At 55.3% G+C, this 22,917-nt stretch carries 20 protein-coding genes, 1 pseudogene and 1 riboswitch; of the genes and pseudogenes, 11 read left to right on the forward strand and 10 right to left on the reverse strand.

Annotated elements, in window-relative coordinates; translation table 11 throughout:
• Window positions 1-281 precede the first annotated feature (281 nt).
• From crcB to mntP, 3 genes are all read right to left on the reverse strand, one after another.
• A complete protein-coding gene (gene crcB / locus ACSZO1_RS14475) occupies window positions 282-659 on the reverse strand; it encodes a fluoride efflux transporter CrcB (protein ID WP_437613726.1) in 378 nt (125 codons plus the stop codon).
• 106 nt (window positions 660-765) lie between these two features.
• Window positions 766-842, reverse strand: a riboswitch (Fluoride riboswitch).
• Window positions 843-973: 131 nt separating this feature from the next.
• Window positions 974-1,051, reverse strand: coding sequence for a stress response protein AzuC (gene azuC / locus ACSZO1_RS14480; RefSeq protein ID WP_437613761.1), 78 nt, complete (start codon window positions 1,049-1,051; stop codon window positions 974-976).
• A 245-nt stretch (window positions 1,052-1,296) separates the two neighbouring features.
• Window positions 1,297-1,869 carry a manganese efflux pump MntP gene (mntP, locus tag ACSZO1_RS14485; RefSeq protein ID WP_437613728.1) on the reverse strand — a complete coding sequence of 191 codons (573 nt, stop codon included), beginning with the start codon at window positions 1,867-1,869 and terminating at the stop codon, window positions 1,297-1,299.
• A 302-nt stretch (window positions 1,870-2,171) separates the two neighbouring features.
• Here mntP and ACSZO1_RS14490 point away from each other — a divergent pair, with 302 nt between their 5' ends.
• From ACSZO1_RS14490 to mqo, 3 genes are all read left to right on the forward strand, one after another.
• A complete protein-coding gene (locus ACSZO1_RS14490) occupies window positions 2,172-2,414 on the forward strand; it encodes a DUF1158 domain-containing protein (protein ID WP_437613730.1) in 243 nt (80 codons plus the stop codon).
• A 21-nt stretch (window positions 2,415-2,435) separates the two neighbouring features.
• A complete protein-coding gene (locus tag ACSZO1_RS14495) occupies window positions 2,436-3,884 on the forward strand; it encodes an alpha/beta hydrolase (RefSeq protein WP_437613732.1) in 1,449 nt (482 codons plus the stop codon).
• A gap of 335 nt (window positions 3,885-4,219) precedes the next feature.
• Window positions 4,220-5,839, forward strand: coding sequence for a malate dehydrogenase (quinone) (gene mqo, locus ACSZO1_RS14500; protein ID WP_437613734.1), 1,620 nt, complete (start codon window positions 4,220-4,222; stop codon window positions 5,837-5,839).
• 39 nt (window positions 5,840-5,878) lie between these two features.
• Here the strand turns inward: mqo and ACSZO1_RS14505 are convergent, their stop codons facing one another.
• Together ACSZO1_RS14505 and ACSZO1_RS14510 are read right to left on the reverse strand one after the other, a co-directional pair.
• The gene (locus ACSZO1_RS14505) at window positions 5,879-7,159 is read right to left on the reverse strand and encodes an SLC13 family permease (RefSeq protein WP_437613763.1); all 1,281 of its coding nucleotides are present in this window, start codon (window positions 7,157-7,159) and stop codon (window positions 5,879-5,881) included.
• 186 nt (window positions 7,160-7,345) lie between these two features.
• Window positions 7,346-7,930, reverse strand: coding sequence for a LysE family translocator (locus tag ACSZO1_RS14510; RefSeq protein ID WP_437613736.1), 585 nt, complete (start codon window positions 7,928-7,930; stop codon window positions 7,346-7,348).
• A gap of 138 nt (window positions 7,931-8,068) precedes the next feature.
• Here ACSZO1_RS14510 and ACSZO1_RS14515 point away from each other — a divergent pair, with 138 nt between their 5' ends.
• The gene (locus tag ACSZO1_RS14515) at window positions 8,069-9,526 is read left to right on the forward strand and encodes a PLP-dependent aminotransferase family protein (protein ID WP_437613738.1); all 1,458 of its coding nucleotides are present in this window, start codon (window positions 8,069-8,071) and stop codon (window positions 9,524-9,526) included.
• Window positions 9,527-9,528: 2 nt separating this feature from the next.
• Here ACSZO1_RS14515 and ACSZO1_RS14520 read toward each other — a convergent pair whose 3' ends face one another.
• Entirely contained in the window at window positions 9,529-10,152 is a 624-nt protein-coding gene (locus tag ACSZO1_RS14520; protein WP_437613740.1) for a glutathione S-transferase family protein, read from the reverse strand.
• A gap of 236 nt (window positions 10,153-10,388) precedes the next feature.
• Here ACSZO1_RS14520 and ACSZO1_RS14525 point away from each other — a divergent pair, with 236 nt between their 5' ends.
• The 3 genes from ACSZO1_RS14525 (at window position 10,389) to ACSZO1_RS14535 (ending at window position 12,252) form a co-directional block, all read left to right on the forward strand.
• Window positions 10,389-11,237, forward strand: coding sequence for a PhzF family phenazine biosynthesis protein (locus ACSZO1_RS14525; RefSeq protein ID WP_437613742.1), 849 nt, complete (start codon window positions 10,389-10,391; stop codon window positions 11,235-11,237).
• Window positions 11,238-11,468: 231 nt separating this feature from the next.
• On the forward strand, window positions 11,469-12,038 hold the full coding sequence (locus ACSZO1_RS14530; RefSeq protein WP_437613744.1) for a hypothetical protein: 570 nt from the start codon (window positions 11,469-11,471) through the stop codon (window positions 12,036-12,038).
• The gene (locus ACSZO1_RS14535) at window positions 12,022-12,252 is read left to right on the forward strand and encodes a hypothetical protein (RefSeq protein ID WP_437613745.1); all 231 of its coding nucleotides are present in this window, start codon (window positions 12,022-12,024) and stop codon (window positions 12,250-12,252) included. The genes ACSZO1_RS14530 and ACSZO1_RS14535 overlap by 17 nt, the downstream gene beginning before the upstream one ends.
• A gap of 556 nt (window positions 12,253-12,808) precedes the next feature.
• Here ACSZO1_RS14535 and ACSZO1_RS14540 read toward each other — a convergent pair.
• On the reverse strand, window positions 12,809-13,567 hold the full coding sequence (locus ACSZO1_RS14540) for an SDR family NAD(P)-dependent oxidoreductase (RefSeq protein WP_437613747.1): 759 nt from the start codon (window positions 13,565-13,567) through the stop codon (window positions 12,809-12,811).
• Between the two features lie 116 nt (window positions 13,568-13,683).
• Here ACSZO1_RS14540 and ACSZO1_RS14545 point away from each other — a divergent pair, with 116 nt between their 5' ends.
• From ACSZO1_RS14545 to ACSZO1_RS14555, 3 genes are all read left to right on the forward strand, one after another.
• Complete coding sequence (locus ACSZO1_RS14545; protein ID WP_437613749.1) at window positions 13,684-14,592, forward strand: LysR family transcriptional regulator; 909 nt, start codon at window positions 13,684-13,686, stop codon at window positions 14,590-14,592.
• A gap of 228 nt (window positions 14,593-14,820) precedes the next feature.
• Window positions 14,821-15,828: an inner membrane protein YhjD gene (gene yhjD, locus ACSZO1_RS14550; RefSeq protein WP_437613751.1), complete on the forward strand. Its 1,008-nt coding sequence runs from the start codon at window positions 14,821-14,823 to the stop codon at window positions 15,826-15,828.
• Between the two features lie 254 nt (window positions 15,829-16,082).
• A complete protein-coding gene (locus tag ACSZO1_RS14555; protein WP_437613753.1) occupies window positions 16,083-17,405 on the forward strand; it encodes an MFS transporter in 1,323 nt (440 codons plus the stop codon).
• Window positions 17,406-17,460: 55 nt separating this feature from the next.
• Here ACSZO1_RS14555 and ACSZO1_RS14560 read toward each other — a convergent pair.
• Both ACSZO1_RS14560 and pdeH read right to left on the reverse strand, forming a co-directional pair.
• A pseudogene (locus tag ACSZO1_RS14560) lies at window positions 17,461-19,520 on the reverse strand (AsmA family protein).
• A gap of 61 nt (window positions 19,521-19,581) precedes the next feature.
• Window positions 19,582-20,355, reverse strand: a complete 774-nt coding sequence (gene pdeH / locus ACSZO1_RS14565) for a cyclic-guanylate-specific phosphodiesterase (protein WP_437613755.1) — start codon at window positions 20,353-20,355, stop codon at window positions 19,582-19,584.
• Window positions 20,356-20,703: 348 nt separating this feature from the next.
• On the opposite strand from pdeH, the gene ACSZO1_RS14570 reads away from it, so the two are divergent.
• Window positions 20,704-21,345 carry a glutathione S-transferase family protein gene (locus ACSZO1_RS14570; protein WP_437613757.1) on the forward strand — a complete coding sequence of 214 codons (642 nt, stop codon included), beginning with the start codon at window positions 20,704-20,706 and terminating at the stop codon, window positions 21,343-21,345.
• Between the two features lie 170 nt (window positions 21,346-21,515).
• Here ACSZO1_RS14570 and ACSZO1_RS14575 read toward each other — a convergent pair whose 3' ends face one another.
• Window positions 21,516-22,787 (reverse strand): alginate lyase family protein, encoded by a 1,272-nt coding sequence (locus ACSZO1_RS14575; RefSeq protein WP_437613759.1) that lies wholly within the window; start codon window positions 22,785-22,787, stop codon window positions 21,516-21,518.
• Window positions 22,788-22,917: the final 130 nt, after the last annotated feature.

The following is a 22,917-nucleotide window of genomic DNA, read 5'->3' on the forward strand; positions in this document are numbered from 1 at the left end:
GTTCCGGCAGCCTTCAGTGGTCTTTGCAGAGTTAAGACAGGCGGCTTAGCGTTGCACTTCGAACTTGAATCCGCCCCACTCATATTCTTTCCCTTAAACATGACGGTGATAAACGATGAACAATATAAAGATGATAACGACACGAAACAATCCGGTGCGTACAATTTTTACGCGATTGAGTGCAGATTTACATTCAGTTCCTCCATGCGGTTACAACATGGAGGAATAGCCGATGTCTATAATATGTCACAACAGGAGGGAGCAGTTATCCACTACCGTACTCACCCCAGCACATTCACCAGTGCAAATCCGGCAAAGGTCATCAGCAGTGAACCGATAACATGGGTCATCACACTGGTCATCGCCCACAGATAGTTGCCGCTCTGCAGGAGCACCACAATTTCCGCCGAGAACGTCGAGAAGGTGGTTAAACCGCCACACAGACCCGTGACAATCAACAGCTTCCACATTGGATCAAGATGCGGATTCTTCAGGAAATAAGCCAGCGCGACACCGATAATAAAGCCACCCACCAGATTGACGATCAGTGTGCCCGGCGGCAGATTGGGAAACAGCGCGTTGAAACGTAAAGAGATAATCCAGCGCAGCGCACAGCCCAGCGCACCGCCGATCATTACCGCAAGCATCGATTTTACCATCAGGAACAGCCCCTAAAATTTTGCAGTTGCTCAGGGAAGCGGGTAAGACAGGAAGGCGTACAGTTGCTGATCTCCTGACAAACACACGACTCCCCGGAGAGGATTATGGTTGTCAGGCGTCATCAGCCGCTGAAGATATCAGCAGGCGGTTGGGTAAGGTGGAACGCCATCACCCTGTGGCAAAAATCATAGCGGCATACGCAGCGGCAGGCAATCTGTTGCGATGGAAAAATAGAGGAAGCTGGAGTTTGATAACCATCGGTCCGATCCCTGGCCGCGGTTATCGAGGGTTCTTTTTGCCCTGGTGAGGCAAATTAGTTCAGTGCGCCAGGTGGTACGTGCTTGAACGTCTCTACGTATGCACGGAACACATAGCTAAAAATCTTTTTCATAAGGCTACCTGTTAAACTTTTTTTGAATTACGCAACAAAAAGTATACAAGCAGGTGCTTTTTTATGCAATAAATTTTGAAGTAGATCACAAAAACTCATTCGAGTATGCAAAAAGAAACTTAAACAAAAGCTAAACGAAAAAGGGTTTTCCGGCAGAAAATTGACCACAGTCAGAGTGCAGGTGATTGATTTATCAGATATCCGGGTGCAGGATGCACCCGGTAAGAAGAGGGAGAGGACCCGACTCAGCTCAGCAGTCCCAGATGCTCCACCAGGATGTTGCAGCCAATACCAATCAGCACCACACCACCCAGCACTTCCGCCCATTTGCCCATCATCGGGCCAAGGAAACGGCCAAGCAGAATACCGGACGCTGCCATAAAGGTGGTTGCCGCACCAATGGTCAGGGCTGTGAGCACGATATTGACCTGCAGAAACGCCAGGCCGACACCCACCGCCATCGCATCCAGGCTGGTGGCAATCGCAGTAGTGACCAGCAACAGGAAACCATGGCGATGCGGCGGCTGCGCTTCTCCTTCATCCGAGCGGCGCAGACCTTCACGCACCATGCGGGCACCGAGAATAAACAGCAGCGCAAACGCGATCCAGTGATCCCAGGCCATAATAAATTTGCTGGCCGCCAGGCCAATACCCCAGCCAATCAGTGGCGTCAGCGCTTCAATCACGCCAAAAATCAGCCCGGTGCGCAGCGCTTCTTTCAGCGTTGGCCGGTGCAGTGCAGCACCTTTGCCTATGGCGGCGGCAAACGCATCCATCGACATAGCAAAGGCAAGGATCAGAGTGGCATACAGGCTCATAAAATTCCGATTAACTGACGCCGGATCGGGTTATCCGTTGTCGTTAATATTGCTCAATTGTTCAAAAGTGAGCGCATGCTACCACGCGTTTTTAAAATAAAAAAGACAGTAAAATCATGGATTTGAGTATAGCATCGGCTATACATTTTAACGTTTGCTAATCTGGCGGCATAAAAATCCATCAGCGTTGTCGCCGCAGCATAAATAAGATCAACAGCTTATGCCGCGCAGCGCATGCATTGAATATGCGCCGATATTGGCTGACAATAGCCACTAACGTCTGCCAACCTGCTTAAAATAAGATGAAAAGCACTTTTGAAACCTGGATGATGCCGATGGGCATCCTGCTGCTGGGCTTTTTCTCAGCCATGCTGTTGCCTGCCCCGTGGTTTGGTATTCAACTCACCAAAACCCTGATGGCCACCTTCCATTTTCAGGATATCGGCCAGCTGTATACCGTGGTGTTTTGCCTGTGGTTTCTGCTGCTGGGCGCAGTGGAATATTTCGTCATTCGCACCATTTACCGCCGCTACTTCAAAATCTGATCATCAAAAGGGGCTAACCTGATGCTGCAACAGACAAAAACCTGGCTAAAATGCGCTGTGATTTTGTTTGTTGCGGTAGTGGCGGTGTTGCTGTTGATCCGTATCTCCGTCACGGAACAGGGGCCGGCATTAGAGCTATGGCACACCTGGGTGCCTGACGAAATGAGTGAAAGTCAGCTGGACAAAGCTGACTGGGCAGGCTGGATGCAACACGAAAACCAGCTGTTTGCCGATGTGAAGACCCATGTCACCGATAAACTCACTGATCAGCAACCGGAAACCTTCAACCGCTATGCCGCGAAGAGTCCGGTTTACCCGGGCAGCTTCACCCACGACTGGAACCGCTCCTATATTCTGCTGCCAGAGGGTCAGCCGCGTGGCGCGGTGGTACTGTTGCATGGTCTGACCGATTCGCCTTACAGCCTGCGGCACTTCGCGCAGCACTACCAGCTGCAGGGATTTGTCGCCGTCGCCATCCGCCTGCCCGGCCACGGCACCGTGCCTGGCGCGCTGACGCGGGTTGACTGGGAAGAGTGGATGGCGGCCACCCGACTGGCAGTGCGGGAAGCGCGTCGCCTGACGCCAGCGGATACGCCGCTGCATCTGATGGGGTTTTCCAATGGCGGCGCACTGGCGCTGAAATATGCGCTGGATGCGCTGAGTGATCCGCAGCTTCCTGCACCGCAGCGACTGGTGCTGATCTCACCGATGATTGGCGTCAGCGGCTATGCCCGTTATGCCGGGCTGGCAGGCCTGCCATCGCTGTTACCTGCCTTTGCCCGCACGGCCTGGCTGGGGATTCTGCCGGAATTTAATCCGTTTAAATACAACTCGTTCCCGGTGAAAGCCGCACGCCAGACCTGGCTGCTGACACGCGCCCTGCAGAAAGAGATTATTGACGACTCACGCGATAACACACTGCAACACCTGCCGCCGGTACTCACTTTCCAGTCGGTGGCGGACGCTACCGTCAGCACACCGGCAGTGATCAACGCGCTGTATAACCAGCTGCCTGCCAATGGCAGTGAGCTGGTGCTGTTTGATGTTAAGCAGTCGCTGCAGCTGTCGCCGCTGATGCGCAGCAGCGCCCAGCATGCCAGTGAGCATTTACTGCCTGCGCCACCACGTCGCTACACCACTACGCTTATCACCAGCACTTCCCCGACCAACAACGCCGCCGTCGCGCGCCGTACGCTGGCGGGCAGCAGCAGCACAGAGATCCAGCCGCTGGGCATCGATTATCCGGCGGATATCTACTCGCTTTCTCACGTCGCGCTGCCGTTCCCGTTCAGTGATTCGCTGTACGGGCGCTATCCCGATCATCCCAACGAGTATGGCGTCAGCTTTGGCCGCCTGACACCGCGCGGCGAGCGTTCGGTGCTGATTGTCAGCCTCGACATGCTGATGCGTATCTCCTCCAACCCGTTCTGGCCGTGGATGTTGCAGCGGGTGGACGACACTCTGCCCTGAAAAAAAAATTTATTGCACAATCAACCCGCACCTTATGTTAAAGGCTGTAAAAACTTTTTAACATTCCTGCCGTTAGGCCTGCGCGGCTGATCGCTTCAGCCAGCGATATGGCGTCGCTTACTTTTTAAGCTTTAAACAAAATGTTCAAATTCTCTTCCATGGTGTTATATTTCGGGACGCATGTATAACGTGTCGTTAACCCACACCAGGTGTTTTTGGCTTCAAGGTTTGTACCCTTATAAACACTGAGGAAACAGAACAATCGCCCGGCAGAGGCGTGCGCTGTTTCACCTGAAAAGAAATGTTGAGAAAATCAACAGTCGGAGATGTGCCTTATGCGCAAAACAGCAGGAATTCTGACGCTGTGTATGAATGCTTTGGGCTTTAGCAAACAAACCAGTGCGGAACAGGAATCAAGCGTCGATGTGTTACTGATCGGCGGTGGTGTGATGAGTGCCACTTTGGGCACCTACCTGAACGAACTGGAACCGAACTGGTCCATTGAGATGGTTGAACGTCTTGATGGCGTAGCTCAGGAGAGCTCGAACGGCTGGAACAATGCCGGAACCGGCCACTCCGCGCTGGCTGAGATGAACTACACCCCGGAAAATGCCGATGGCTCGGTCGATATCGCTAAAGCAGTCGATATCAGCGAAGCTTTCCAGGTATCGCGCCGCTTCCTGGCTTACCAGGTTCAGCGTGGCGCATTGCAGAATCCGCGCAGCTTTATTAATACCACGCCGCATATGAGTTTTGTCTGGGGTGAAGACAACGTTAACTTCCTGCGCAAGCGCTATGACGCGCTGCAGAAAAGCACCCTGTTCCGCGGCATGGAATACTCGGAAGACCCGGAAGTGATTGAGCAGTGGGTTCCGCTGATCATGGAAGGGCGCGACCGCAACGAGAAAGTGGCCGCCACGCGTATTCAGATGGGCACTGACATCAACTTTGGCGAAATCACCCGCCAGCTGGTTGCCTCGCTGGAAAAAAGCGCGAATTTCCGCCTCAGCACTCGTCATGAAGTGCGCGATATTACGCGCAACGATGATGGCAGCTGGCGCGTCACCGTTGCCGACCTGAATTACGGCGGCGCACAGCGCGTTATCCAGGCGAAAAAGATCTTTATTGGCGCAGGCGGCGCGGCACTGCCGTTGCTGCAGAAAGCCGGTATTCCGGAAGTGAACAACTACGCAGGTTTCCCGGTCGGCGGCGAGTTTCTCGTGACGGAAAACCAGGACGTGGTGCAGCGTCATCTGGCGAAAGTGTACGGTAAAGCATCTGTTGGCGCGCCGCCAATGTCCGTGCCGCACCTCGATACCCGCGTGCTGGATGGCAAGCAGGTACTGCTGTTTGGCCCGTTCGCCACCTTCTCCACCAGGTACCTGAAAAATGGTTCTCTGTGGGATATGTTCGCCTCCATCACCCCGTCCAACATCAAACCGATGATGCATGTGGGGCTGGATAACTTCGATCTGGTGAAATACCTGGTTAGCCAGGTGATGCTCAACGACGATGACCGTCATAAAGCGTTGCAGGAGTATTTCCCGGAAGCGAAGAAAGAGGACTGGCGTTTAGCCGTGGCGGGTCAGCGTGTGCAGATCATCAAGAAAGATGCCAAAAAAGGCGGCGTACTGCGCCTTGGCACCGAAGTGGTGACCTCGCAGGATGGCACGATCTCTGCCCTGCTGGGCGCATCGCCTGGGGCATCCACTGCCGCGCCGATTATGCTGGAGCTGATGAAGAAAGTGTTCAGCGATAAAATCAGCACGCCAGAATGGCAGGCGAAGCTGAAGCAGATCATCCCATCTTACGGTATGAAGCTGAATGGTAACGTCGCCGCGACCGAGAAAGAGCTGGCGGAAACCAGCCGCATTCTGCAGCTGGATTACCTGCCACTGACGCAGGCAGCGAACGACGAAGCGCACGACAGCGCCGCAACCGCTCACGCGAAGTAAGTGTGTACTCTCACGGCGGCAACGCTGCCGCCGTGCTGTTTACAGATAACCCAGCAGCTTAAACCACAGATAATCCAGCGGCAGCAGCACCAGCGTACTGACCAGTGCCACCATCAGACACAATTTTATCGCATCCCGCGGCGGCACATTGCCTAATCCCATCGCCACCACAATCGGCGACGCCTGATACGGCAGCAGCGGCGTGGCGTAGGCAAAGACCTGAATCATCATCACCGTCATCAGCGAGAAGCCTGAAGCTTCGGCAAAGCTATTGGCCATCGGCGTAAACATCGCTGGCACACCATTGGCGGTGACCACAAAATTAAGCGCAGTGGTAATCGCATTCAGCGAGATAAAGCTGAGGAACGGACTGGCTTTATCCAGTGGTGCAACGGTCAGCAACGCGCTCGCGATGGCTTCTCCAAGGCCGGAATCCACCACAACCGCCGTCACGCCAAGGATCGCCGCAACATACAGGCAGGTACGGAAATTCACCCCATTGCCAAACGCCTCACCGGTCAGAAAACCGACGCGCGGCAGCAGGCAGAAACAGGCAGCCGTCAGGCCGACCCATGCTGGCGAGATGCCGTGCAGGCTGTCGGTCATCCACAGCAGCAGTGTCAGCAGCAGCACGGCCATCAGACGCAGCTCTTCGCCACTCAGTGCCGGTAAACGCGGCTGGCGCTGTACCGGTTGCGGCGTGGCCGGGAACAGCCAGCAGATACACAGCGTCAGCAGCACACCTTTCAGCACGCCAACCACTGGCGTATGCAGGAACAGCCACGGCATATAGCCAGGATGCAGCCCAAACGAGTTTTCCGCCGCACCCATCATCACCATATTGGGTACATTGGCAGGCAGGATGCTGGCCGATAACTGGAACGTCCCGAAGCCTGTCGCCAGCGCCAGGCCAATCCAGCCACGGCCGCCTTCACGCAGTCCGGCCTGTTTCGCCAGCGCGCCGACAATCGGCATCATCAGTGCAATGCGTCCCATATTCGACGGCATCACAAACGCCAGCAGGTAGCTGATAATAATCACCCCACCCACCATACGCAGCCACGAGGTGGTTAACGGGGCAGCCAGCGCGTAGCCCAGCCGGTCGGCCAGTCCCACTTTACGAATCGCCAGCCCGAGCACAAAGCCGCTCAGCACCAGCCAGAAGGCGGAGGAGGCAAAGCCATTGAACACCGTCGCCGCTGGCGCGATATGCAATAGCATCGCGGCAGCAAAAAACAGTAAGGCAGTGATAAATTCCGGCAGCAGTGAGGTGGCCCACAGCAGGATGGTAATGCCGACGACCAGCGCCGCCAGCCACATTTCAGGGGTAAGAGAGGTCAAAAGCAGGCTCCTTGCACAGAGGACGGCGCCGCAGCCGTCGGGACTGATGTTTTATTCTTCTGTTTGCAGGGAGTATTAAAGCGATGATGCGTAAGGTAAAGCTTTCTTTCTGCGCCACCGCACAAGATGGCGCTTTGCCGTGGCATTCCGTGCCACGGCATCAGGTCAGAACTGCAGCGCGTCAATCAGCATCCATAATGTGGTCGCCACCAGCGACAGCGCCATCACGCTGTTAAACAGTTTCAGCTTCCACGCCACCTGCAGATGATGACGCAGACGATCGCCCATCACCGCCCACACCATCACACACGGCAGATTCAGCAACATAAAGCCCGCCATAGTGGTGATGACGCCATTACTGGCGCTGTATAACAGCGCGACATTGGTCGCCATCAGCCAGGATTTCGGGTTCACCGCCTGAAACAGTATGCCGCCAGTCACCGTCATCGGACGTACGCTGGCGCGCATTTCCGGTGCAGACGAGCGGTAGAGTTTCCAGGAGAGCCACAGCAGATAACCGCAGCCCAGCAGGGTCAGCGGCAGGCGCACCTGACTCATCCAGAGCAGCAGCACCTCCAGCAGCGCACTGGCTAACGCAATTTGACCCACACACCCCAGCAGAATGCCGCCCACCATCGGCAGCGTGCGGCGCAGGCCGAAATTTACCCCGGAGGTCGCCAGCAGCAGATTATTGGGGCCGGGCGTAATCGACATCACCGTGACATAGCTAAAAAACGTGGGATCGAACATGATGCATTCCTGCAAACGGGTAAGTGGAAGACCAGTGTAAGAAAGCCACGGGGATGGTAACAGATACACAAAACAACTATTGTATTGAGTACAATCTGCATAACTTCCAGATTGTACCCATCAAACCGGGAGGCAATTGTGTCCATTATCGAACCGCAGGAAAACACGCTTTATCATCAGTTGGCGGAAACCTTTGCCACGGCGATTCATCATGGCACCTGGCCGCCCGGCAGCAGACTGCCCGCCATTCGTCGCGTCGCCGGTTCACATCAGGTTAGCGTCAATACGGTGCTGAATGCCTGGCGGATCCTGGAAGATCGTGGCCTGATCGAAGCCCGGCCACAGTCTGGCTATTACGTGCGCGGTATGCTGCCGTCGGTCACGCGCAGCGGTAAGCACCGGGCGCAGGTCTCGTCGCCCAGCAGTGAAAAACTCGATCTGATTGATACCGTATTTGCCGCACAGAATCACCCGGACTACACCAATATCTCCCTCGCCTGCCCGCAAACCGGTGATTTCTTCCCGGCAGCGAAACTGGGACGCATCAGCGCCTCTCTGTTGCGGCGCCAGCCGGAGATGATTAGCCGCTATGCCCTGCCACCCGGCAGTGCGCGACTGCGACGGGAAATCGCCCGCCGCGCGATGGACTCCGGTATGGCGCTGACCGCCGACGATGTCACCCTCACCCACGGCTGTATGGAAGCACTGCAGCTGGCGCTGCGGGCAGTGACCAAACCCGGCGACTGCGTCGGTCTGGAAACCCCAACCTATTTTTATCTGTTTCCGCTGCTGGCCAGCCTTGGCCTGAAGTCGATTGAAATCCCCACCGACCCGCAACGTGGTCTGTCGCTGGATGCGCTGGAGATGCTGTTAACGGAAAAACGCATCAATGCACTGATTGCCATGCCGACGGTGCAGAATCCGCTGGGTTGCAGCATGACGCTGGCTGATAAAAAGCGCCTCGCGCAACTGGTCAATCGCTACGAAGTGCCACTGCTGGAAGATGGGTTATACGGTGAACTGCAGTTTGACTGGCCGCTGACGCCTGCGGTCAAAGCCTTCGATCAGCACGGCTGGGTACTGTACTGCTCCAGCTTTACCAAAACGCTGGCACCGGATTTTCGTGTGGGCTGGATTGTTGCGGGCCGTTTCGCGGCCCAGATCGCGCGCCTGAAGGCGGTATCGTCGATGTCGGAATCGATGCTGCTTTCGGAAACATTAGGCACTTTTCTTGAGTCCGGCGGCTACGATCACCACCTGCGCACCCTGCGCCGGCGCTACGCCCGGCAGATGGATGAGGCGCGTGGGCTGATTGCCCGCCACTTTCCGCAGGGTACACGCGCCACGCTACCGCAGGGCGGCTTTGTCTTCTGGGTGGAACTACCGGGCAACGTCGACAGTGTCGAGCTGTTTCACCGTCTGCTGCAGGAGAAAATCTGCGTCACGCCTGGCGCACTCTATACCCTCAGCGACCGCTGCCGCCATGCGCTGCGCCTCTCCTGCTGCTACCCGTTTGATGAACGCTACAGCTATGCGCTGAAACGCGCAGGCGCGCTGGCCTGCGAAATGAGCGGTCTGCCGCCGGGCATCGCCTGATGTCAGGGAGTACCGTTGCGTCCCCAGGCGACATAGGCACGGCGTTCGGTTAACCGCTCATAGTAGGCACGCACCGCAGGCAAATTCGGGTGGTCCAGCGGTGTCTCATACCAGCGGTTCACCGACAGACCGAGAGGAATATCTGCCAGGGTAAAGTCTTTGCCGGCAACAAAGTGGCCAGTTTTTTCCAGCTGCTGATTAAGAATGCCCATGGTATACGCCCAGCCTTTGCAGGCAGCGGCAATCAGCCGGGGATCCTGATGCGCCGGAGAATTGCGCACCAGCGCCATAAACGCATAGCGCCATGAAGTATTCAGTTCTGTGGCCTGCCAGTCAATCCACTGATCGACTGGCGCCCGCGCCCGCGGATGCTGCGGATAGAGCCACTCACCACCATGGGCATTCGCCAGATAGCGAATAATGGCGTTCGACTCCCACATCACAAAGTCACCTTCCTGAATCACTGGCACCATCGCGTTAGGATTGAGCGCCAGAAATTCAGCGTCCTGAGTTGAACGGAAGCCGTCGCCCCAGTCCTCACGCCGGAAAGGAATCTCCAGTTCGTCACACAGCCAGAGCACTTTTCTGACATTGATTGATGATGCTTTTCCCAGAATTTTCAACATAATTCCGCCACTTATCGGTTATACCCTAAATAATTCAAGTTGCAGGAAGGCGGCAAACCCGCGAATCCCCGGGAGCATAGATAGCTATGTGACTGGGGTGAGCGGGCGCAGCCAACGCACCTGCAGCTTGAATTATGACGGGTATACTGCATAGCGTTATTGATACAGAGATGAGTTGACGATAGCAACCGCTTCACATTAGTAATATGGCAATCAGAAATTGCCATGAGACAGCGATGAGCCAGCTAATCCCCTTTAAACAAGTCGACGTTTTTACCAGTTCCCCTTTTAATGGTAATCCTTTAGCCGTGATCATGCAGGCGGACGGGTTGAGTGATGCGCAGATGGCCGCCATTGCCCGCTGGACTAACCTGTCGGAAACCACTTTTGTGCTGCCAGCCAGCGATCCGGCAGCCGATTACCACGTACGCATTTTTACTCCGGATACCGAATTGCCGTTTGCCGGCCACCCGACGCTCGGCACCGCACACGCCCTGCTGGAAGCGGGGATTACGCTGAACACTCCGGGCAAAATTGTCCAGCAGTGCGGTGTCGGTCTGGTGGATATCGCCATCGATGCCAGCGGAGCGCTGGCCTTCTCCGCACCGCCAGTCACTCTGACGCCGTTTAGCCATGAACTGATCGGTCGCGCACTCAACACGGATGCCTTCACCGGCGAAAGCGCGATGGTGGTGGATATGGGCATTCGCTGGCTGCTGGTGCCGATGCTCTCTGCAGATGCGGTGCTGGCGATCAAAGCGGATGTCACCGCCTTTGCCGAACTGCAGCAACTGGCACAGGTCAACGGTCTGATGCCGTTTGGTCTGCTGACGGAGGCAGAAGAAAAGTATGAAGTACGCGGCCTGTTAGTGGAGAAAGGGACGCTGGTCGAAGATCCGGTCACCGGCAGCGCCAACGCCTGCCTGGCGCGTTATCTGCAGGCACAGGGACAGACGGAAGATTATCGCGTGCGTCAGGGCAGCGCCCTGCAGCGCAACGGCCGGTTGCAGGTCAGCTATCGCCCGGACGGCATCTGGATTGGCGGGCAAACCGTTACCGTGATTAACGGCACCATCCGCGTCTGATAAAGCCCATCATTAATAAAGGGGATTCGTGATCAGCATGGTCTCGGTTCCCCATAAAATCATGGGGATATTTGCCTGATGGGTATTTGCATTCACCTGCACACTCGTTGGCATTTTCGCTGGCTATTGCCAATAAAATCAGCCCTCCTTCAGACAGCATTGACAGGCAGGTTTGAGCGAAGTATAGAAGAATGGGCCCCACGATCTAAACGCTTCTCAAAGGAGTGATAAGTGCTTATAGAAGAAGAATTATTTCTTGATGATTATGTTTTAAGACGAAAGAAGTTCATCTATGATCATCGAGTTCACCATAGCTACGTTTTTGTTGCGGGAAATCAATTATATACGGTAATTGTTGGCAGCCTGGCTGACGAGCTAACCTTTAATCGCATTGGATACCAAATGCCGGCTGGCGTTCCTTTTCCTGTAAACGGAATGGCTGAGGTCTATTTTGACGTATTCGACGGGATGGAAAATTTGGCCGATTTTCGTCACGTAAATTTTGAAGGATTGGGGGGCGCCGTCGTTTTGCAAACGGTCTCATTAGCATTAATCGCTCACTTTGAGAAATTCAATATAGGCGGTTTTGCTTTCCAGGCTGCATCCGGTGGAGTTGTTGATATCGGTCGCCGTACTACTCTGGAAGAGACGTATGACTATATGCTTGGGTTAAAAAGTGAACCGCGCTATAATGAGCGAACAGGATTGCCAAAGAAAGCTCCGCGATCATTGATACCGGAAGAATTGCATTCGTATAAAACAGTTACAGAGGGGAGAGCATGCTATGTCGTCTTACAATAAGCAAAAACGTTCAGCGTTTCTCACCCCTATAAACGGCGAGAAAAAAGTATTTAAGGCGTTAGTTTCTGCTGAGTTGAAAACTCGCTCTATGAATGCTGAGGCGCATTTGTGCGACCTCAAAGCCAGCCTGACGATTAGTAAAAGACATTCTTCTGCTACCTTATTGCGTAAGAAGCTAAAAGGTCATCTTGTACGTGAACTACAAGAAATTTAACAGAATTCCTTTTACAATAAGGCCCGATGATCGGGCCTTTTTTGTTTTTTTATTATCCGTAAAATTCAACTGAAGTGCTTTGAATTATGCTAATTAACGTATCTGAGATGCCAGTCAGCAACCCCCGTTTTTGGCATAAAACCGCTGGTTAGACGATGCCTCGCTATACACTTCAACATCAGCGGCCAGTTTTTGCTGGCGATGGCAAGCTCATTTGCAAACGGCCATCAGCCAGAATGCAAACCAGGTTGTTAACTCATATACGATTGCGCACTCACACGGCTGACTGGCTGCTCCCCCGGACCGGCATATCCGCAGCGCTGAACGAAGGGAGGGGCCAGGACGCGGGCGCAAGGCGATTCGGGACAGGGACGTCCCGTTATCGCCGGTCCGTCAGGCTGACGAGAGGAGTGAAGGCACCACGCGAAGCGTGGCGCGAGAACCCGCCAGCCCGGGGGAGCAGTCAGGCAGCGCAGGGCACGATAGAATGCTTAAGTGACCCGTATCAGGCTTTCAGTATGAGGCCACCAGAGACCGCTTTAGCTGCATCATGCCATCAGATAAACATCCCGCCCGACACCTCAATACGCTGCGCCGTCATCCAGCCGCTTTCATCGCTGAGGATCATGCTGATGGCATCGCCGATATCGTCCGGCAGGCCAGCACGGCCCAGCGCGGTTTGTGACGCCACAAAGGCATTCATCTGCGCATTATCACGTACCACGCCGCCACCGAAGTCGGTCTCGATGGCACCCGGCGCGATAATATTCACCGCAATACCGCGCGCCCCCAGCTCTTTCGCCTGATAACGCGTCAGCACCTCCATCGCCCCTTTCATCGCCGCATAAGCGGAGTGCCCTGGCAGGCTAAAGCGCGCCAGCCCACTGGAGACATTCAGAATACGACCGCCGTTAGCCAGCAACGGCAACAGTTTCTGCGTCAGGAAGAACGGCCCTTTGAAATGCACGCTCACCAGCTGATCAAACTGCGCTTCGGTAGTTTCGGCAAACGGCACATGCAGGCCAGTACCGGCATTGTTTAATAAATAATCGAAACTATCACGCTGCCAGATGTCTTTAAGCTGTTTTTTCACTTCCACAGCAAACGCATCGAAGCTGCTGCTGTCCGCCACATCCAGCTGAAGCGCCACCGCACGGGCGCCGGTGGCCTGAATCTCTTTCACTACCGCGTCGGCTTCCTGCTGCTGAGAGCGATAGGTCAAAATGATATCACTGTTCTTTTTCGCCAGTTTTAGCGCCGCATTCTTACCTAAACCGCGGCTGCCACCGGTGATCAATGCAATTTTACGCGTCATTTTCTGCTCCTCGTGGATAAGTCTGGACGAAAGTAAGGATATTCTTCCGATTTTGATCTATAAACACAGGTAACTGCGTTTCATTGTTTCATTCATAACAACAATCGGGGTGACGGGTGGATAAAATTCATGCAATGCAGGTTTTTGTCAGAGTAGCGGAAATGCAGAGTTTTACCCGGGCCGCGGAGAGTCTCGGTCTGCCAAAAGGCAGCGTTTCACGGCAGCTACAGGCGCTGGAAAATCAGATGGGCGCACGCCTGCTGCATCGTACCACCCGCCGTGTGCAGCTGACTCAGGATGGCATGATCTATTACGAACGCTGCCGCGACCTGCTGGCCACGCTCGATGAAATGGATGCCATGTTCCAGAACGATCCCGCGACCCTCAGCGGCCGCCTGCGCGTCGATATGACAGTCAGTCTCGCCAGCAACTTCGTTATCCCGCGCCTGCCGGAATTTTTGCAGCACTATCCGGGTATTGAACTGGAACTCAGCAGCAGCGACCGGCTGGTCGATGTGATACGGGAAGGTTTCGACTGCGTGGTACGCGTCGGCGTGCTGAAAGATTCCGGGCTGATTTCCCGCCCGCTCGGCCATCTGCCGATGATCAATTGCGCCAGCCCGGCGTATCTGGCGCGTTTTGGCACGCCGCAGTCGCTGGAGGATTTGTCACAGCATGCGATGGTGCATTACAGCCAGCAGCTGGGGACGCCACCGGATGGTTTCGAGTATTTCGATGGCAAACAGTGCCAGCGTATTCAGACCGGGGGCGTGCTGACGGTCAACAGTACCGAAACCTATCGCGCCGCCTGTATCGCCGGGCTGGGGATTATCCAGGCGCCACGCGTCGGCATGCAGCCTGCCCTTGAAGAGGGTAGCCTGGTGGAGATTCTGCCCGCGTTTCGCGCCCAGCCCATGCCAGTGTCGCTGATCTATCCGCACCGGCGCAATCTGGCGCGCCGCGTGCAGGTGTTTATGGAGTGGCTGACCCAGGCCATGAAACGCTACGCCGATCCTCCGTCATAATGCGGGCTGCAGGTGCGTTGGCTTTGCTACTCGGCCCCTCTCACGGCCTCGCCCCGTTGGGGCCGCTGCAAGCAGCGTTCAAATCTGCCTTTGGCAGATTTATCACTCACCCCGGTCACTTACTAAAGTAAGCTCCCGGGGATTCGCTGCGTTGCCGCCTTCCTGCAGCCCGAATTATTTAGGAGGCTATACTATAGACATCAGTCACCAACAGGATACCCGCGCTTAATGACGGATAAGCAACCACAGACCACAGAAAAGTCATCAGCCCTGCCCCTCAAAACCGGTGTAAAAGCCGTCGACCATTCGATCTCCCGCGTTTCATGCTTTGCCAGCTGGGTGCAGGCGATCCCGGCCGTGGCACATTTTATCCGTGCCGGAGAACGGTTTAACGACCGCCTCGGCAGTCAGTTTGGTGCCGCGATTACCTATTTCTCCTTTCTGTCACTGATCCCGATTCTGATGGTCTCCTTTGCTGCTGTCGGTTTTGTGCTGGCGTCACACCCGGACCTGCTGACGGAGCTGATCAATAAGATGGTCAGCGGCATCAGCGATCCCACGCTGGCCAGCACACTGAAAAACACCGTTAATACCGCCGTACAGCAGCGCACCACCGTCGGTCTGACCGGTTTGCTGATCGCGCTCTACTCCGGTATCAGCTGGATGGGTAATCTGCGCGAAGCGATCCGCGCTCAGTCGCGCGATGTCTGGGAGCGTAATCCGGCCGACAATGAGAAGATTTACTTCAAATATACCCGCGACTTTATTTCGCTTACCGGTCTGGTACTGGCGCTGATTATTACCCTGTCGCTCACTTCCGTGGCAGGGGCGGCGCAGGCGGCGATTGTGCAGGCGCTGGGGCTCGACCATATCGAGTGGCTGCGCCCGGCAATGACCATCATTGCGCTGACGATTTCGATTTTCGCCAACTATCTGCTGTTTCTGTGGATCTTCTGGATACTGCCGCGCCATAAGCCGCGCAAAAAAGCACTGTTGCGTGGCACGCTGCTGGCCGCCATCGGTTTTGAAGTGATTAAATTTATTATGACGCTGACACTGCCGAAACTGGCTTCATCTCCATCGGGCGCGGCGTTTGGTTCCGTGCTGGGACTGATGGCCTTTTTCTACTTCTTCGCTCGTCTGACGCTGTTTTGCGCCGCCTGGATTGCCACCGCACAGTATAAAGGTGATGAGAAAATGCCGGATCGTCATACGCATAGCGACCACGTCAGTTAAAAATCTTGCCCGATGCATAAATAGTGAGCAAAAGACAGCATTTATCGCTGACTGCTAACTTTTATTTAACCGTTTTGCAGTGATTCACTCTGAAAAAGCGACGCTTCGCCCTGCCATTCGCCAGCAAAGTCCCGCTGACAAAAATTATCCTCTTTTACCCGCCCCAGGCCAGTGCTGGCGCGGGTTTTCACCATTGAACACGGCATGCTCTGTGCGTAAGATTCCTGTTCTCGTTTTATAAAAAAGAATAAACTATGCAAGCCTCCATCGCTGAAACTCTCGATACCGAACAGGAACACACCCCCGTCAACTCACGTGGCAAAGTGGTGGTCGCTTCCCTCGTCGGTACCGCGATCGAATTTTTCGATTTCTATATTTATGCCACGGCAGCCGTTATCGTCTTCCCGCATATTTTCTTCCCTCAGGGTGATGCTACCGTTGCAACACTGCAGTCGCTGGCGACCTTTGCGATCGCCTTTGTTGCGCGTCCAATTGGTTCCGCGCTATTTGGTCACTTTGGTGACCGCGCAGGGCGCAAGGTCACACTGGTCGCCTCGCTGCTGACCATGGGTATCTCCACCGTATTGATCGGCCTGCTGCCGGGTTATGAAACCATTGGCGTGTTCGCACCGCTGCTGCTGGCACTGGCACGTTTCGGCCAGGGTCTGGGCCTCGGTGGTGAATGGGGCGGCGCGGCGCTGCTGGCAACCGAAAATGCGCCAGCGAAAAAACGCGCGCTGTACGGTTCATTCCCACAGCTGGGCGCACCAATTGGCTTCTTCTTCGCTAACGGCACCTTCCTGCTGCTGTCGTGGATCCTGACCGAGCAACAGTTTATGGAGTGGGGCTGGCGTGTGCCGTTTATCCTCTCCGCTGTGCTGGTGCTGATTGGTCTGTATGTCCGTGTTTCACTGCATGAATCACCGGTATTTGCCAAAGTACAGCAGGCAAAAGCACAGGTTAAAGTGCCGATTGGTACGCTGCTGAGCAAGCATATGAAAGCGACCATCCTCGGTACTTTTATCATGCTGGCGACCTATACGCTGTTCTATATCATGACTGTTTACTCAATGAGTTACGGTACTGCGGCGCAGCCGGCGGGCCTGGGTTACTCACGTAACAGCTTCCTGTGGATGCTGATGGTGGCGGTAATTGGTTTTGGTGTGATGGTGCCGATTGCCGGTATCCTGGCGGACCGTTTTGGTCGTCGTAAGACGATGATCACCATTACCGCGCTGATTATCGGCTTTGCCCTGGTGTTCCCGCATCTGCTGGGTTCAGGTCAGCAATGGCTGGTGATGAGTTTCCTGGTGCTGGGCCTGAGCATTATGGGTCTGACGTTCGGCCCAATGGGCGCGCTGCTGCCGGAGCTGTTCCCGACCGAAGTGCGTTATACCGGCGCGTCGTTCTCCTACAATATGTCGTCGATTCTTGGCGCGTCTGTAGCACCGTATATCGCCGCCTGGCTGACCGCCACTTACGGCCTGTACGCGGTGGGCTGGTATCTGGCGGCCATGGCCTCCCTGACGCTGCTGGCGCTGTTACTGACTCAGGAAACACGTCATAAGTCGCTGTAATCACTGCGACAGCAAAATAAATAAGCCGGCGATTGCACCGGCTTTTTTTATCGCACTATTTCTTCGTCTTCATCTGCTGTAGCACCCTGGTGCACTGATTGTCATCACCATCGTTGGGTGACACCAGCGCCAGCAGCGCAGCGGCAGGCGTCACAACCGCCCCCAGTGCCACCGCAGCCGCACCACGTGCCAGCAATGGCCCCGCTTTCACCCCGGCATCCGGGCTTTTAAAGGTGCCGCGCACATACAGTGGTGAACGCAGGGTAATAATACGAATCCCTTTGCTTTCCGGATCAATGGATAAATCGAGCCGCTCCGTAGCGAAGTTCGCGTTGCCGGAAATATTAATCACCGCATTCTCCGTATCGAAAACAAACAGCCGTGTCGATGCCAGGCCATTGCGCACATTGAGATCGGCTGCGGCACAGTTAATCCGAACCTCATCGTCGCCAAACAGTTTACCCACCACATAGTTGCCAACATTCAGCCCGACAATCTCCATCAGGTTGCGGCTGATCAGCCCGTCGTTCATCAGCAGTTTCAGGTCGCCGTTACTGGTCGCCAGCAAATCCGCCACCGAATTACCGCGTCCGCTTAGGCTGGCGTCGCCATTCAGCTGTCCCAGGCTGCTCTGCATCGCTTCCACGCCGGTAAACAGCTGACGCAGGCGCAGCTTGCGGGCATGAATCTCGGCCTGCCCGCGCATCGGTGTTTTGTCACCTTCGAGATGAATGGTGGCATTCAGCGTGCCGCCCGCCAGCGCAAAGCGCAGCGGATCGAGGCGTAAGTCACCGTTATTCAGGATTAAATGGGTATTCAGATCGCTGAGCGGCAAGGCACTGCCGTGCTCGATACGCTTACCGCTGAATTTGACGTCAGCATCCATCGCCCGCCAGTTTTTGGTATCAAACTTATCGTGCGGCAGCACGCGATCGGCAGGCTGGGTACTGGCCTCACCGCGTTTCGCTTTCGCCTGCACGGTTTTCTCGCTGCCTTTACCCGATTCCACACCAATCAGCGGCCCAAATCCGCCATCCGCAACTGACGTGATTCCAGCTCGCCCGTCAGTTTCGGCCGTGGCTCGCTCTGCTGGTAGGTCAGTGAGCCATGAATATCGCTGTCGCCAATATGGCCGTTAAAGTTCTGGTAATGAAATACCGCGCCCCCCTGCTCACGGAAACGGGCAGAGAGGTGACCATCGGTTTCATACGGCGGGGTATCCGGCAGCAACACGCCGGTTAAACCATACAGACTGGCAAGCGTGTCGCCGGAAAAACGCAGGCGCAGATCCAGCCCGCCGAGATTCAGCGGGTCCTGCAGCGTACCGGCCACCCGCACTCGCGTACTGCCGTTACGCACATCCGCTTCAATCGGGAAGGGTGTGGTCTGGCTGCGCAGCGACAGCATGCCACCGATCTTACCCTCACCCTTCAGCTGCTCATTGTTATACGTGCCGCTGGCTTTCCAGCCAAAAACGAAATCCGCGGCCTGCTGCGACGTCTCATCACCGCCTGCAATCTGCGCGAACGGCACCGCTTTACCCAGCGAGTTGACCTGCACCTTTACACTGGCTTTATTGATGGCGTCGCGATAATCGATCTCGCCGCGGTCAAACATAATGGTGTCGAGGCGGAACGACCAGCTGGAGGGGGTTTGCGTTTGCTGCGGATCATCACTACCCGCGAGACTGAAGGTCCAGTTATTTTTGCCGTCAGCCGTCTGTACCAGTAAGGCATCTGGCTGCTGGAGTTTGATCCAGGGAATATAGAGCTGCTTAGCCAGCAGCGACAACGGTGCCAGCGTGGCGTCTGCGCGCTGCAGATGCACCATGCTCACTTCAGGAATTTCAGGCGGATTACCGAGCAAAATATCTTCGGCATGGATATGCGGCCAGGGCACCCAGCTGCGCCAGCCCGTCTCGTCGCGGTTGCGTTCCCAGACAACGCCGAGATCGCCGCGAATCGCAAACGGCCGGTTCAGCTCCGTCGACACTTTCTGGTTAATGGTCGGCTTGAGGCGATTCCAGTCAAAGAACGCCACCACCAGTACCACGACGACAACCAGTAAAAGAAAAATCCCGACAATGATGCTGATAATCTTCCCGCTACGCGACATCTCCCACCCCGTGCTGATCTCCTGTCTCTGATAAAGATAGTCGAGACAGGGGAGATCGGCATCAGGCGAGCTGGAGCGGCAGGTCGGTCAGTTGCTCAAATGGCACTGGCCGCGAGAAATAGTAACCCTGAGCAGCGAAAGCGGGTGAACTGCGTACCTGCTCCCACTCTTCAATGGTTTCAACCCCTTCGACAATCACACCCCGGCAGTAACGATTAATCAGCGCCAGCAGCATGGAAAACAGATTGCGCCCTTCTTCCGTTTTCCGCAGCAGCACAAATAATTCACGCGACAGTTTAATATAGTCATATTTGAGTTCTGTCAGCGCGGAGAAATTCGCCATTCCGGCGCCAAAGTCATCCAGCCACAGCGGCCCCAGTTCCGGCATCTGCGCCACAATCTCTTCCTGCGGCAACACATGGTGCTCAACCAGCTCAAAGCGTATCCATGGCAACCGGGAGATCAACGAACGAATCTGCGAATGGTGCTGAAGGGCAAGTAACGTCGGACCATCAATATTGACGGAAGCGACCAGGCCGCCATCAACAAATTTGCTTTCCCAGTGGGACAGTAGCTCAAGCTGTTCCCGCACAATATGTAGCCGCTGAGAAATATCAAGCGCGGCAAAGTAGTCTTCTGGCGATAACCTTTGGCCCGGCGCGGAAGGGTGAAACACCGCGGTAAGCAACTCAATTGCCATCAGCCGACCCGAGACCTGATAAATCGGCTGGAACGTGTAACTTCGCTGACACTGTTTCCAGCGCAGACGCTCTTCCTGATGCTTCTGGACGACAATTGAGGAAGGAAGCCGATGACTGATTTTCTTCAGCATCATGGTTTACATCCTGGTTATTGGAATTTGCCTTCAAATGGCATCCCGTCCAGCGAATATCGGCATGGTCAGGAATAACTTTATCAGAGTCAAAAGCCACTTTTACATCCTCCACTTTACCAGCGCACCTGCAATTCAATCGGTGTAATAGCGCGCGCTTTCGCGGTTAATCGGCCTGTTGAATACCACGAAATGGCTTGCTAAAGAGAAAACACGAGATCGCCAGAGCAGCCGCACAGTCATGTGGTCGTGCGGTATGGCAAACGCACAATCACACGTTTACGTCATAAAAAATGCGCGGAATTGCAGTATGCTGAAGACCGGTCTGACGATAATCGGGAGCAGAGTGCAATGCTGACAGTGTGGGGCAGGAAAACATCATCTAACGTGCAGGCGCTGATGTGGTGTATCGGCGAGCTGCATCTTCCTTTTCAGCGTATCGATATCGGCCATAAATATGGCGGCAACGACACGCCGGAATTTCTGGCCATGAACCCTAACGGGCTGGTGCCGGTGCTGAGCGATAACGGCGGTGCGCCGATGTTCGAAACCGGTGCGATTCTGCGTTACCTCGCCAGCCAGTATGGCGATGCGCCGTTCTGGCCAAAAGACAACGCTCAACGCGCCACCATCGATGTCTGGGCAGAATGGGCGAAGATTAACGTTTCCCCGGCCTTTACCAGGCCGATTTTCTGGCCGATGGTACGTACGGCGGAAAAAGACCGCGACCCGCAGGCTATCGACGCAGCGATTGCGCAGTTGACGAAACTGTTGCAGATCGCCGAAGCCCGTTTGCAGCAGCACGACTATCTGGTGGGCGACCAGTTTACTCTGGCGGATATTCAGTTCGGTTATCTGCTGTTCCGTTACTACGATATCCCAATCGCACGCGCCGATTTACCCGCGCTGCAGAAATACTATCAGCGTCTGACGGAGCGCCCGGCGTACCGTGAGCATGTGATGGTGTCGTATGATGAGTTGCGTGCCGTCTGACAACAGCCAAGAGCAAAATGAAAGTAAGCACACACTAACAACAGTGTATCACAGACTACAGTAACGTCTGTTTTTCGGGGAAACATCCCGATGGCTCCGGCGCGGCTTGCCCGCGCAGGAGCGCGGGATGATCTCCCCGAGGTATCCCGATCAATCAGACGACATCAGGTTCATCTTGCCATCTGCGACGTCCGCGGCAACGACAGCAGCCAGGTATCACGCTGCGCCGCAATCACGGCACCCCGTTTCTCCCCCTGCTGATCGCCCGTTGCTGTAAAGTTCGCCTGCTCAGTCCAGCGCTGGTAACGATTATCCTGCAGCCGGTTATCGGCCAGCGACAGCAGCGGAATAATTCTCACGCTGACCCTGTCCATTGATTTATAAGGCCATTTTTTCTGATCATCACTAAACGGCGCCATAAAATCCAGCGCCCGCAGAATCCCGGCCTGCTGCGCATTCTGGTAACGCCACAGATCGCCGGCATCCGCTTTCGCCGCCAGCTCCGCTAATGCCGTCAACGCCTGCAAATTAAACCAGCTGTAGTGAAACGAACGGGTACGCGCCAGTTCTTTCGGCTGTGAGCCATCCGCAGCAATCTGATACGCCAGCTTACTCTGCGCCAGCGCCACCATCTGCTTAATCACCTCCGGCCGTTGCAGATACCAGGCAATACCCGCCACCTGCACGGCATACCAGTTGCCATGATTGTTTTGCGCCTGGGCTTCTTTCTGCCCATTTTTACTGGTCTGCAACCAGTGTAAGTAATCACTCATCCATTGCTGCATCGCCTGCTCATCACTGGCCTGCCAGCCCGGCGCATGGCGCAGCATCAGCAGTGAATCCACAATGCGCGTGGCAAAATAACGGCCATCGAGAATACCGGAGGCGCGCCCTGCGCCAATACCTGGCACGCCCTGAGCAAAAGTCAGGCTGGGATTCATACGCGTCTGCGGCGCGATAAACCAGTGGCGCAGCTGCGCCATCGCTTTATCGACATAGCGCTGCTCACCGGAGAAATACCACGCCAGCGTCAGTGCCTGCACATCGGCAGTAAACGCCGCAAGGCGCACGCCATCAGACTGATCATTTTTACTGGCGGGATTCACCTCACCATCGCGTCGCACCCAGGGCAGTCCGTCAGCCTTGCGGCTGTCAGGCCACCAGTAGGCGCTCAGGCTCAGATAATCGTGCTTCGAGCCTCCCTCGGGGGTAAGGGTTTTATCCGTCACACTCATCAGCGGGTGTTGCAGCGCCTTATCTGCCTGACGCTGTAACGCCTGCCAGGCCGCGACCGTTTGCGGCGCGGCCCGATTATCCGCCAGCTGCTGTTTAACCTGCGCCAGCTGGTCATCCGCCAGAAACGCCAGTGTATCTGCCCGTGCCGCCAGGCTGCTCCATAGCAACAGTGAACACAGTAAACCGGCAATATTGCGCCTGCCCATTCCCTTCTCCTGATTAACCGCCACATTATTGTCTAGTGATAGCAATATAGATGAGCGCGAATTCAGATAATAAGTGCAACGCTTGGTCATGTGGATGGAGGGACGGTTAGCTACCGATAAGCTATCCTGC

The organism is Erwinia sp. V71 (assembly GCF_965644245.1).
In the GTDB taxonomy this organism is placed as follows: Bacteria; Pseudomonadota; Gammaproteobacteria; order Enterobacterales; family Enterobacteriaceae; genus Erwinia.